Source organism: Rosistilla oblonga (assembly GCF_007751715.1).
GTDB lineage: Bacteria > Planctomycetota > Planctomycetia > Pirellulales > Pirellulaceae > Rosistilla > Rosistilla oblonga.
In genome coordinates, this window is the sequence record NZ_CP036292.1 from 2,407,996 (window position 1) to 2,420,471 (window position 12,476).

12 protein-coding genes are annotated in these 12,476 nt (G+C 58.7%); 3 read left to right on the forward strand and 9 right to left on the reverse strand.

Annotated elements, in window-relative coordinates; genetic code table 11:
- The first annotated feature begins 159 nt into the window (after positions 1 to 159).
- Positions 160 to 408, forward strand: coding sequence for a response regulator (locus tag CA51_RS08565; protein WP_145119629.1), 249 nt, complete (start codon positions 160 to 162; stop codon positions 406 to 408).
- Positions 409 to 561: 153 nt separating this feature from the next.
- On the opposite strand, the gene upp is transcribed toward CA51_RS08565, so the two are convergent.
- The 4 genes from upp to CA51_RS08585 form a co-directional block, all read right to left on the reverse strand.
- Positions 562 to 1,191, reverse strand: a complete 630-nt coding sequence (gene upp, locus CA51_RS08570; RefSeq protein WP_145119631.1) for a uracil phosphoribosyltransferase — start codon at positions 1,189 to 1,191, stop codon at positions 562 to 564.
- 83 nt (positions 1,192 to 1,274) lie between these two features.
- On the reverse strand, positions 1,275 to 2,723 hold the full coding sequence (gene zwf / locus CA51_RS08575; RefSeq protein WP_145119633.1) for a glucose-6-phosphate dehydrogenase: 1,449 nt from the start codon (positions 2,721 to 2,723) through the stop codon (positions 1,275 to 1,277).
- 158 nt (positions 2,724 to 2,881) lie between these two features.
- The gene (locus CA51_RS08580) at positions 2,882 to 3,811 is read right to left on the reverse strand and encodes a peptidylprolyl isomerase (protein ID WP_145119635.1); all 930 of its coding nucleotides are present in this window, start codon (positions 3,809 to 3,811) and stop codon (positions 2,882 to 2,884) included.
- Complete coding sequence (locus CA51_RS08585; RefSeq protein WP_145119637.1) at positions 3,808 to 5,187, reverse strand: hypothetical protein; 1,380 nt, start codon at positions 5,185 to 5,187, stop codon at positions 3,808 to 3,810. Before CA51_RS08585 ends, CA51_RS08580 begins: the two co-directional genes overlap by 4 nt.
- Positions 5,188 to 5,377: 190 nt before the next feature.
- Between CA51_RS08585 and CA51_RS08590 the strand changes: the two genes are divergently transcribed.
- A complete protein-coding gene (locus tag CA51_RS08590) occupies positions 5,378 to 6,463 on the forward strand; it encodes a DUF1570 domain-containing protein (RefSeq protein ID WP_145119639.1) in 1,086 nt (361 codons plus the stop codon).
- 70 nt (positions 6,464 to 6,533) lie between these two features.
- Here CA51_RS08590 and ettA read toward each other — a convergent pair whose 3' ends face one another.
- The 4 genes from ettA to CA51_RS08610 form a co-directional block, all read right to left on the reverse strand.
- A complete protein-coding gene (ettA, locus tag CA51_RS08595; protein ID WP_145119641.1) occupies positions 6,534 to 8,204 on the reverse strand; it encodes an energy-dependent translational throttle protein EttA in 1,671 nt (556 codons plus the stop codon).
- A 112-nt stretch (positions 8,205 to 8,316) separates the two neighbouring features.
- Positions 8,317 to 8,619 carry a polyhydroxyalkanoic acid system family protein gene (locus CA51_RS08600; RefSeq protein ID WP_145119643.1) on the reverse strand — a complete coding sequence of 101 codons (303 nt, stop codon included), beginning with the start codon at positions 8,617 to 8,619 and terminating at the stop codon, positions 8,317 to 8,319.
- A gap of 53 nt (positions 8,620 to 8,672) precedes the next feature.
- Positions 8,673 to 9,239 carry an isochorismatase family protein gene (locus CA51_RS08605; RefSeq protein WP_145119645.1) on the reverse strand — a complete coding sequence of 189 codons (567 nt, stop codon included), beginning with the start codon at positions 9,237 to 9,239 and terminating at the stop codon, positions 8,673 to 8,675.
- A gap of 238 nt (positions 9,240 to 9,477) precedes the next feature.
- Complete coding sequence (locus tag CA51_RS08610; protein WP_145119647.1) at positions 9,478 to 9,705, reverse strand: FmdB family zinc ribbon protein; 228 nt, start codon at positions 9,703 to 9,705, stop codon at positions 9,478 to 9,480.
- A gap of 378 nt (positions 9,706 to 10,083) precedes the next feature.
- On the opposite strand from CA51_RS08610, the gene CA51_RS08615 reads away from it, so the two are divergent.
- Entirely contained in the window at positions 10,084 to 11,490 is a 1,407-nt protein-coding gene (locus CA51_RS08615) for a hypothetical protein (protein ID WP_145119649.1), read from the forward strand.
- A gap of 100 nt (positions 11,491 to 11,590) precedes the next feature.
- Here CA51_RS08615 and CA51_RS08620 read toward each other — a convergent pair whose 3' ends face one another.
- Positions 11,591 to 12,457 (reverse strand): Lpg1974 family pore-forming outer membrane protein, encoded by an 867-nt coding sequence (locus CA51_RS08620; RefSeq protein ID WP_145119651.1) that lies wholly within the window; start codon positions 12,455 to 12,457, stop codon positions 11,591 to 11,593.
- Positions 12,458 to 12,476: the final 19 nt, after the last annotated feature.

A 12,476-nucleotide genomic window follows, 5' to 3' on the forward strand; every position in this document is an offset into this window, starting at 1 on the left:
AGGTGCCACATCGTGGCGTTAAGGCGGGAAAGACATCCGCAGCGTGGCGAAGGTGGGTCGATTGTGAGTTCGAAAACTTGTTTTGTGGTGTGCGATCGGGTACACTGCTGATCTCGTTCGAATCACTCAGATAAGAACTGGGTAATGGAGATGCCAAAAATGACTCATCGTTTTGTTCAGCCGTGTCCCACTTGCGGTCGCAAGTTGGAGATCGGTATCGAGCTGCTCGGCCGGGCTGTCGCCTGCCAACACTGCCTCGCGGAATTCACCGCCGCCGATCCCACCAGCACACAGTCGATTTTGGATGACGACAGTGCTCTGCTGGCACGTGTGGATCAAGCGCTCCAACGCGCCGATAACCTACTGACCACAAACAACAACGCGGATGCTAATCTTACCGCGAACTAGCACCCCTTTGCTACCACCAATGCCCGATGCTTGCGTCGGGTTTTTTTATGCGCCGATCTAATCGGCTGGCTTCAAAGTCGACACGCTCGCCCACATCGTGTGCTACCGCGGAAGAAAGCTCCCTCGCGAGCTCGCCGAATTCCCCCCTAGCCATCAATCGACCGTATTAAAAATCCGGTCGCCGGCGTCTCCCAAGCCAGGGACGATAAACTGCTGGTCGTTCAGCGATGGGTCGACGGCGCAGACGAAGATCGAGACGTTGGGGAATTCCGCCTGCACGCGTTCCAGCCCCGGGCGGGCCGCGATCACGCTCAAGACGCGAATATCGGGGACGCCCCAGCGGATCAGCCGCTCGACGGCGCTGCGGATCGATCCGCCAGTCGCCAACATCGGGTCCAACACTAGCGCCACATCGACCGCGTCGCGGCTGGGCAGTTTGTCGTAATACGAGACCGGCTCGGCCGTCTCCTCGTTGCGATACATCCCCAAATGCCAAACCTCCGCATCGGGAATCAATTGGTGCAGCGGTTCGACCAATCCCAATCCGGCTCGCAAGATTGGAACCAGCCCCACGCGAACGGCTAGCGTTTGCGAAGGGCAATCGGCCAACGGAGTCCTGACCGTCGTGGCCGCCATCGGCAGATCCTCGGTAGCGTAGACTCCCAACAACATTGCAAGCCGACTGACCGTCGCTCGGAATTCGGCAGGACTCGTCGTTTCGGCCCGCATTGTGGCCAAATGATGAGCCACAAGAGGATGGCTCAACTGATTCAAACGCCCCATCGGCCTCCCCCTCGTCTTAAGTTGTGGAAACTGCCGCGGCCGATCATCGCGACCGGCTTCTGGGCGTTTTCGATCGCACCGGCTTAGAGTACCGGGCAGACGTCAAACCAGCTGCGTTTTTGACCCTGCATCCATTCGGACGATTCCGTCGGGCCCCACAGTCCGGGTTCGTAGACGTGTAGGTCGGGAGCGGCGGCGCTGCCCCACGCATTGATGATCGGATCGATGATGCTCCACGCCAATTCAACCTCGTCGCTGCGTGCAAACAGGCTCGCATCGCCGTTAACAGCATCCATCAGCAGACGTTGGTAGGCGTCGGGCATTCCGTCGGGACCAGCGTCCTGGAAGCGGAAATCGAAGTGGCTGGTGCGGGTCTTCATCTCGGTGTCGGGTACCTTGGACTGGAAGTACATCTGCAGTCCTTCGGCCGGTTGGACCTGGATCACCAATTGATTCGCTTCGGGCGTCCGCATCTTCCCCGATGGGAACAGCAAATGGGGAGGCGAACGAAATTGGATCACGATCTGCGTCGTGCGACAGGACATCGCTTTGCCGCTGCGCAGATAAAACGGCACGCCCTTCCAACGCCAGTTGTCGATGTAAAGCTTCAAAGCGGCGAAGGTCGCCGTTTGGCTGCCCGCCGGAACGCCATCCTCTTGCAGGTAGCCCTGATACTGTCCTCGAAGCGTATTACAGGCGAAATCGCTTCCCGACATCGGTCGCACGCTGTGCAGCACCTTGACCTTTTCATCGCGGACCAGATTGGCGTCGTACCGCGCCGGTGCCTCCATCGCGGTGATCATCATCAACTGCAGCAAGTGATTCTGAAACATGTCGCGCAAAATGCCCGACGTATCGTAGTATCCCCCGCGACGGCCAATCACCACCTCTTCAGCCACGGTGATCTGCACGTGGTCGATGTAGTTGCGGTTCCAAAGTGGTTCAAAGATCGTGTTCGCAAAACGCAATGCAAACAGATTCTGAACGGTCTCTTTGCCCAGATAGTGATCGATGCGATAGATTTGGTTTTCGTGGAACGATTTGTGAATCGATTGGTTCAGCGCTTCGGCCGATGCCAGATCGGTCCCAAACGGCTTCTCGATGATCACCCGGCGACTGCCTGCGCTCTCGTCGGCCAAGCCAGCTTGTCCCATCAGCGTGATCGCCGATTCATACAGCCGCGGCGAGGTGGACAGATAATAAACGCGGTCGCACGCCGCACCTTCCAACTCGTCAAGGTGCTTGCCCAATGCGACAAAATCATCGGCTTTGGTGATATCGCCCGGGCGATAATAAACATGCTGGCAGAACTGCTTCCAATCCTCGGCAGTAAAGCTGGCGGGCAAGAATTTTTCAGTCGTTTCGCCGAGCTGGTTGCGCCATTGTTCGTCGCTGAAATCGCTCCGCGAAACGCCGACGATTCGAGTCCCCTCGGGCAGTCGTTTCTTTTGGAACAAGCGAAATAACGCGGGAATCAATTTGCGACTCGTCAAGTCGCCCGAGGCACCAAAGATTACGATCGTACTGGGCATGTCGTTGTCTCTCACCATCGCTCGTCCAACGGATTAGGTTCTACGTCGACAAATAAGTGTAACGGCCAGCCCACGCATTACGAGTGGTGCAACGCGGCGTTTCCCGGCGTGGTCAGCCAGTCCGGAGATCGCGCCGCAACAGCCTGCTGACGTGCGACTCAGCGCCCTAGAGGTCGTTCCGATTGGCCCTCTTGCCAACGGACGTCGTGCAACGTCTGCCCGCGATCCACCAGATGCTCGAACAAGAAATCAGCCGCGTCGCGACGCAGCCGCCGATGGTCGGTCAAATCGGCAAAGCTCCGGTCTCCGTTCCGCTTTTCGTGGACGTAAACCAGGTGCAGCCCAAGCCCCGATCGAACAACCGGCAGCAACGTCTCGGACTCCGCCATCAGCGCCGCTTCGGCAACAACAGCTGGCAGGTCGCCATCGGCCCCAATCCAACCGATCCGTCCTCCAGCGTCGGCGCTACCGGCTTGCGAGTGCTCGGCTGCCGCATCGGCAAACGAGATCTCGTCGCCACGAATCCGATCGGCGATCTTTTCCAAAGCCTCCAGCTGTGCCGGATCGCTCAGGAAGATCTGCGAGACGTCGACCTGCGTCCCATCGTAAAGCGAGGACCGCGTCTCGAAGAACCGCTGCAGATTCGCATCGTTCAAGCGAACGCGCAGGTAATCGTTCCATAGACTCAACCAAGCGACCTCGGCCTGCAGCGCTGCGACATCGCTCTGCAGCAGAGCTGCAAATTCTTCCAGCGTCTTGCCACTCGCCAGCACCTGCTGCTGCCACGCTTGGATCGCATCGTCGATGATCGCCGCTCCCCCTTTGCCCGACTGATCCCGCAGCGCCGCAAGGGCCAGATGCCGCCGGACCAAAACGTTGGCGATCGCCGAGCGGAGCGTGGGATTGGCATTCAGATCGGTGGCCGCCAAACCACGGCGATGAACCAGCAGATCGATCTCGCTAGCCAACACCGGATCGTCGCCGATCCAGGCGATCGCATCGGTCTCCGGTTGGCTTTGTCCCGTCGCGGTCAGCCCGCACAGACAAGCCAGTAGCAACGACAACAATCGAACGCGGCGATGGATCATGGCAACAGGATGTCGTGCAAGGTGAAACGAACTTCGCTGCGGACGATCGACGCGGGCGTTTCGTAGTGGAAGCGAAAGCGATCAGGCTGGCCCTCGAGATCGAACAGATATCCGATCCCGATCTCGTCGGAAGTTTGGCGATAGATCTCATACCCCAAGTTTTCGATTCGCGGCGGTTGAGCCTGTTCGGCGGCAGCATCCTGTCGCGTTTCGGCTTGATCGGTATTCGCAGCAGTCACGTAAGCTGGATTGTCGAAGACCCAACCGCGATGCGATTCGAGTGCGCGATCGGCCTGTTTGAATTTCACGTTCACCCGCAGCTCGTGCAGCGATCCGTTGCCGCGGACACTTTCCAACATGACCGTCACATCGCCAGCATCTCTCGGCGGAAAGTTATCGTCGCCCAAATCGAAATCGAAGTGTTTGATCTTGCCCGGCAACAACGCGTCGATCGTTCCCGAAAGCGTATCGATCTTCGCGGGCCGGCCGGCGGGCAATTGAAACGGGATCAAAGTTTGCGTCGACGGAATCCCCGCGTTGGGCATCGCTTCAGCCGTCTCGGCGGAGGCTTGCAACTGCAGCACATCGCCATTGTCCAGCTTCGCCCCAAACTCTTTCAGCGGCAGCGAGATCCCGATCGGGGTCAGCCGCAGTTCCCACGAGATGTCGATCAACAGATCGAGTCCGCTGAGCCGCGGGTTATGCAAATCGCGCCGCGCGGTGACGCTGATCGGTTCGACGCGAAAGACTCCGCTGTAGGCAGCGGTATCGCTGCGGCGGGGACGATCGGGACTGCGCGGAACCAACTTCAACGATCCCTCGACACCGCCAAAGCGATCGATATCCAGTTCGGCCGCGTCGAGGACTTCATCGACAGCGTTCCAGAACGGAATTTTGACGGCGTCAATTTTGACCGGCAGCGATTCTTTGATCGCGCCGGCAAACTGCACCTTCGTCTGCGCTGAGATCTGCCCAAGCGCGTCGCCAAGCGTTCGCGCGTCGCGGATGGTGACAGGCGTTGCATCGATCGAGGTCGTCGATTCCAGCTGTTCCAACTGGCTGCGAATCCGCCGCATCCGCTGTCGCATCTCCGCTGTGGGGAGATCGTTTTCCCGCGGCAGAAATTTTAGGATCTGCGGCCCCAGATCGATCAGATCGCGCTCGGCCGCTTGGCGTTCGGCGAGCGTTCGCCCGTCGAGCCCCGCGACCAATCGGTCGACCTCCACTCTCGCTTGACGATCGTCGGCGTCGGTATCGGTCGACTCTTGCCCCGCGGCGAACGAGCAGCTTGCGATGACGATCAGCAACAACAGCCCGACAGGATTCCAACGCGGAAGCCAAGACTTAGGGGACAATCGGGTCGAATTAATCGTCATGATCGGCACGGGCTTAAGTGAGAGAATCGTAAGTTCAAGCGTTCGGCCCACCACGGCCGCCGCCGTTCGTTCCCCAAGGGGTTCGATGGCGTAGGGTTTCCAAGCACGGGCAGCGGCCCGGCGTCTACCGTTCCATCGTAACACGTTCCCCGTTTTGGGGCGCAAACCTCGCAGCAAATTTGCCACGGATATGTCAGCTCCCCATCGCACCATTTGGATCTTTGCAGGGCTCGCCTTTGTCACAGCGTTTGCCGAGCCCAAGCTGCGCGCGGCCGATCGCGACCCGATGGTAGCGATGAGCCTGGGGGGAGAATTCGTGCAGGGGATGTCATTGTTGTGGACACCGGACAGAGCGGTCGTGTTGCAACGCGACGGGCGACTGTTCGATTTTGATCCGGCCGATGCATCGCAACTGACGATCGACACGGGACGCTTCGACGCAGCCAGTTCGGCTGAACTGCGCAGCCAGCTGTATCGCGAGTTCGGCAGCACGCACCAAGTCACATCGACGTCGAACTATCTTGTCGTCCACCCGACACGCGGGACACACTGGCCGCAGTTGCTGGAGGATCTGCACCGATCGTTCTTGCAGCACTGCCGCACGCGAAATCTACCGCTTCGCAAGGCGAGGTTCCCAATGGTTGCGATCGTCTTCCCCGACCGATCGAGCTTTCTTCGCTATGCCCAATCGGATCGCGGCCGGCCGCTGGGAGCCAACGTTTTGGGATACTATTCGCAAAACAGCAACCGCGTGGCGCTGTACGATCACGGCGCGTCGGCGGGAGGCGTTTCGTCGACGATCCGCCACGAAGCGGCGCATCAATCCGCCTTCAACTGGGGTATCCATTCGCGCGTCGCAAAGCAACCGCACTGGATCATCGAGGGCTTTGGAACGATGTTCGAAGCCGCGGGGATCCACGATCCAGCGAATCACCCAAGCTTACAAGATCGCGTCAACCGAGAGATGTTGGCCAGCCTGCGTCAGCGTTTTCCCGACTCGCAATCGCTGGCCGCCGCAATCGAGGAATTGGTCCAAGACGATCAGCGTTTCGCGTCCGATGCCGAATCGGCATACGCTGTCGCATGGGCGATGACCTTTTATCTGGCCGATCGTCGCCCCGATGTGCTGCGACAACTGGTAACGCACTACAGCTCGCGGCTTCCCTTTATCACCTACCCGGCGGTCGAGCGCCGGAGCGATTTCGAGCGAGCGATTGGCATCTCGATACCAATGCTCGCTTCGCAGATTCAACAGTTTTTAAGCGACGTCCGCTAAGCGTCGGAATCGGGTTGCATAACGGCAACGCCACCAAGAATCCGACCCAACGCTAATAGAGCGACGTCCGCTAAGCGTGGATGCTCTTGTAGCGAGTCTTGCGACCGTCGTCGGATTCGCCAAATCGCTCCTTGCGTTGCGCTTCATAGGTTTCGAAGTTCCCTTCGCACCAGTGCGCGTATCCGTCGCCTTCGAACGCCAGAATGTGCGTCGCCAGTCGATCCAAGAACCAACGATCGTGCGACGTCACGACGACACAGCCCGCAAAGTTCTGGATCGCTTCTTCCAAAGCACGCAACGTATCGACATCCAGATCGTTTGTCGGTTCGTCCAACATCAATACATTCACGCCGCGACGCAGCAGTTTGGCCAAGTGAACGCGGTTGCGTTCACCACCGGACAACCTGCCAACCTTCTTCTCTTGGTCGGGGCCTTTGAAATTGAACCGCGTGACATAGCTGCGCGAATTCACCACGCGACCGCCCAGGTCGATCGTGTCGTGCCCGCCGCTGATCTCTTGATAGACCGTCGCGTCGTCGTTCAACGAATCGCGACTCTGGTCGACGTAGCCGAGATCGACCGTCGGGCCGACGCGGAACTCGCCGCTGTCGGGCGTGTCCTGACCTGTCAACATTCGGAACAACGTCGTCTTGCCGACACCGTTGGGCCCGATCACGCCAACGATACCACCGGCGGGCAGGTTGAACGAAAGGTCCTTCATCAACACCTTGTCGCCGAAGGCCTTGTTGATGTTCTTCGCTTCGATCACCAGTTCGCCCAAGTGCTTTCCAGGCGGGATCTGGATTTCCAATTCGTCGGGACGTTCCTGGAACTCCTCGGCAACCATCTTGTCGTAAGCCGCGATACGCGCTTTGCTCTTCGACTGCCGTGCCTTGGGACTCATCCGAATCCATTCCAGCTCGCGAGCCAAGGTGCGTTGCCGCGCCTGTTGCTTGCGGCTTTCGCCTTCCATTCGCTTTTCTTTCGCCTGCAACCAAGCTGTGTAGTTGCCTTCGAATGGGAAGCCCTTGCCGCGATCGATTTCCAGAATCCACTGAGCGACGTTGTCCAAGAAGTAGCGATCGTGAGTGACCGCGACGACGGTGCCGGGATATTTGGCAAGATGTTCCTCCAACCACTGCACCGATTCGGCGTCCAAGTGGTTGGTCGGTTCGTCCAATAGCAGCAGATCGGGTTGGCGGATCAACAGCTGGCACATCGCGACGCGGCGGCGTTCACCACCGGACAGCTTGGTCACGTCGGCGTCGCCCGGCGGCAGATTCATCACCTGCATCGACATCTCGACTTGGCGTTCGAGTTCCCACAGGTTGCCGGCGTCGATCTTGTCCTGCAAGTCGGCCATCTCGTCGCACAACTTCTGCATCTGGTCGGGATCTTCGATCTCGCCCAACAGCGTGCCGATCTCGGTGTAGCGATCCAAGACAGCCTGGCGTTCCGCAACCGCAACGGCCACATTTTCAGCGACGGTTTTGGTCGGATCCAGATGAGGTTCTTGCGACAGATACCCGGCGGTGTAGCCCGACGCGAGCCGCGCGACACCTTCGAATTCGGTATCCTGGCCGGCCATGATCTTCAGCAGCGTACTTTTGCCCGCACCGTTGGGGCCCAAAACGCCGATCTTGGCACCGGGGTAGAACGCCAGCCAAATGTTCTCCAAGACAACCTTTTGGCCGTGCTTTTTGGTTAAGTCTTCGACTTGGTAGATGTGGTGTTTTCCCATTCTCTTCGCTTCAAGTTCGCTGGGCTGTGCCCGATCTGTGTATGATTCGATCCAAAATTGATTCGTCCCGCCGATCGCGGAACGATTGCCGATCCGGTCTGCGGCGACCGAACTAGCTGAGCATCTTTTGCAACGTGTCGACCATCCGTGTCTGCACCATCCCCTTGAACGGCATCGCCGCCAAAGGCAGTTGGCTTTCGACATCGACAACGTCTTCGCCGACCGACAGCAGCGATTTGATCTTGAAGCCCATCGCTTCGAACGAGATCGTCAACGTATCTTCGTCCCAGACCCGCTGCATGTTCTTCACCTTGTCGCCGTAATCGCGTTCCATGCGTTCGGCCATGTAGTCCAACTTCTCCTTGGCTTTTTCTTTGCCCAGGGTGTTGGCAACTTGGGAGTTCACTTTCGGCATCTGCTTTTAATCCTGATTGAGATGTTTTGGGTTTCGCATTGCGAGCCGGTCGGCTAGCCCTCGCGAACGATGGCACTGATCTGTTTGAACTTGGGATCGGCGGCGGTCTGACACCACTCGAACAAGACGCTTTCGGTCGTCACCAGCGTCGCCCCTTCGGCTTGCATCCGATCCAGTCCGATCCGATGATCGCGATCGCCGCGGGCCCCAACGGCATCGGCAACGACGAAGACATCCAATTGCCGTGCCAACAAATCTAACGTGGTTTGCAAAACACAGATATGGGTCTCGATTCCGACAACGATCCATTGAGTCAAATTGTGCGTTTCGGCAAGCTGGGCAATCGAGGCGCAGCCAGCCGCGCTGAAATCGAGCTTCTCGTCGGGCGTCGGGAACCGCTCGGCCAGGCGAGCTTCCAACGGGCCAAGCCCCTGCGGATATTGAACCGAAGCGGTTTGCGGAACGTTCAACAATTCCGCCGCTCGGCACAGCCGATCGGTGTTGGCGACGATTTGCTCGCTCTGCTCGATCCCCGGCAGCAGCTTGGTCTGCAGGTCGACGACCAGCAATCCGCTTCGCGCACGGTCGATCAAGCGGCTGCTTCGAAAGGTTGGATCCATCGGACTCGTCTATAAAGGTCGTGGCGTTAGAGTGTTCGTTGGCTCATCCTAACGCGAGTCCCATTTTCTTCCAACCAGCCCGAGATTCCACGCCGCCGCCACGCGGACACTCGCGGCACGCGGAAGGCAGCGTTTCAGGAGACTATCGTGCGACCGTCCGTCCAGCCCGAGCGTGGCTCGCGCGCCGCGCGAGCCACGAAGCTAGCAAGATCGGGCTGCTGAAGAACAGCCGCGGTCGCTACATCTGGCAACCGCCGCCGCAGCAACGCGGCGCACCACACGCTTCGCCCGAACCGGCGACGGGCAATTGTCCGCCGCTGCCAGTCGATGGCGACGCGGGAACGCTCATCAGTTTGTCCAGCTTGGTTCCGCCACAGTCGGGGCATTCGGGTTGTTCATCGAAGCGACGCAGCAGCACTTCGACCGCGTGTCCGCAGCCTTCGCATTGATATTCGTAGATCGGCATCTTTTAAAAACTCTTCTGAACCATCGGGTGGAATGGACTCGAACCGCAGCGATGGTACCCACCTCGCAGCGTTCGATCCGAAACACGAACGATCCGTCATATTAATCGAAGAGCCAGCCGATACGCTAGGCTCGCTCAGCTGCCTTCCAGAGCTGTAATAAGTGGCTGGGTTCAGGCAAATGTGCCGGCTCCCGCAAGCGCGGCGTTGCTCAACGGAACCGGAGGCGATCGCGTGCCGGGGGATACCTCAAACCTAAACAATGACTAGCCCCGATCGGAACCTTCGAGCGTTCAACATTCCAGCGTCGCTGGTGTTTATAATGCTGATCCCCCGACGAAATCTCTCCTTCCTCCTTTCCCCACCTGAATCTCGCTCCTATGAAAAATCCATTCCCTCAAGAACTCAACCGTCGTGGTTTCATTTCGGCAACGGCCGCGGCAACGCTCGCTAGCGGTATCGCCCCGCTCCCCGCACTAGCCGCGGAATCGGCTGGCAACCTTCACCTGGGAACCTTCCGGTTCGACGTCACGCCGCCGATGGGACATTCGCTGTGCGGCGGGTGGATCAAGCCTGTCGTAGGAGTCGACGATCCGTTGGAGGCGATTGGGTATGTGTTGTTGGGGGCGGGCAAGCCGATCGTCGTCTGTGTCGTCGACTGGACGGGGCTGCTGAATTCAGCTCACATCCAGTGGCGGCAAGCGTTGGCCGACGCTGCCGGCACGACGATCGATCGCGTCGCGGTTCACTGCGTGCATCAACACAATGCCCCCTTTGCATGTCTGGACTCAGAAGAGATCGTTCTGGCACAAGGCGATCTGCCGCACATCGTCGAACGCGACTTCTTCCTCGAGTGCTTGGACGCCGGTCGCGAGGCGGTTGGCAAAGCGATGAAACAGACGACGCCGGTCACACACGTCGCTCGCAGCCAAGCGAAGGTCGACAAGGTGGCGGGGAATCGCCGACTGATCGGTCTTAATGGCAAGGTGATCTCGCAGCGTGGCAGCAGTTCCAAAAACGCTATGCATCACGCGTTCCCTGAAGGGCTGATCGATCCGATGCTCAAGACGGTCGCGTTTTACAACGGCGACAAAAAGCTGGCGGCGTGCCATTATTACGCCTGCCATCCGATGAGCTACTACGGCGACGGTCGCGTTAGCGCCGACTTCTGTGGGCTGGCACGCAAGCAGATGCAGAAACAAGAACCCGACTGCACTCACATGTACTTCAACGGGTGCGGCGGCAACATCGGAGCGGGCAAATACAACGATGGCTCCAAAGTGATGCGTCCTATCTTAACCCAGCGGATTCTCGACGGGATGGTCGCCGCTCAAGAGACGTTGGTCCCCGAAGCGATCGAATCGATTCGCTGGGAGACCGAAGACATCCTGCCGCCGATCAATCCGGCCTTCGATGAAGAGGCGCTGATGCGACAGATCAGCGACAAGACGCAGCGCGTTGTCCATCGCAACCGGCCATCATATACCGTCGCGTGGATTCGCCGGATCCAGGCAATGGTGCCGATCACGCTCAGCTGCATGCACATCAACGATGTCTCGTTGGTCCATCTGCCGTCGGAGAGTTTTATCGAATATCAATTGCGAGCCCAAGCTGCGGCTCCCAATCGTTTCGTCGCCTGCGCCGCCTATTCCGACGGCGGTCCGTGGTACATTCCAACCGCCGACGCCTATCCGCAGGGTGGCTACGCTGTCAGCGTCGCCCATTGCTCAGCCGGTATGGATCCGATCCTCAGCGGCGGAATCGCGAGCATGTTGTCTCGCGTCTAAGCGTGTCGCAGACCAACTCAAAACACGCTCCCCGCCAAAGATATCGGCGGGAAGCGTGTTGCTGCACAGAAGATGACATCCGCGGGGGACAGGCGGAGTCTTAGCGTTGCCAAGTCAGCGAGAAGACGGGGCCAGCCAAGGCGAGATCGACATCTTCGGGATCGATCGATCCGGCCAAACTGCTCAGGCTGCTGAATTGCTGATGTTCGTAGCCGACACCCGCGATCAGTTTGTTGCCACCGGCAAAGACGTGTGCGTATTCGGCACCAAGGCGTAGCTCGGTGACCGGGACAACGACGTTATCGAGTCGGTTGCCAGTGCTACTTTGGGTTTCACCGTAGAGCATGCTTTGACGGAATCCTGCGACCAACGAGAATCCATGAGCAACATGCCGTCGCACATCGGCCCCCAGCGTGAATCCGAAGCCGTCGAATTCATGGTTTTCAAATCCGCCCCAGCGGGACTTCGAAAAATCGATCGAACCCCAGCGGAGGCCGCCAAATCCCTGAATCTTCCACTCACCCAGCTTGAGGTCGGTGGTCGCTTCGAGATCGTAGGTTTGCACGCCAAAACTGCTCTGCGGCGTGCTGTTGTTCGTCGCATTAAAATCGAAGAAGCGAAACCGGAACCCCATGATGCCCGTCGTTTGATACGCAGCGGTGACTCGCAATGCAGCTTCGGTATCGTAACCGTCGCTCCAAGTACTACTGGATGGGTTCAAACCATGATTTGCATAGGTCGACAGCAAAGGCAGTTCCGCCCCGATGGAAAAGACGCCACGCGGTCGGAACTTCTGCAACTGGCTGCCGATCGGGCCAACCGATTTGTATCCAACCAATTGAACAGGCTCTTGATCCGCGATCATCGCCTCTTCATACAGACTAGTCACAACCGTTTCTTCCGCCGACGCCGTGGCGCCACAGACCAGACCGAGTGCTACACCGACGTGTTGCAGTAACTTTTTCAACTTCGATTTCCTTTGCTAT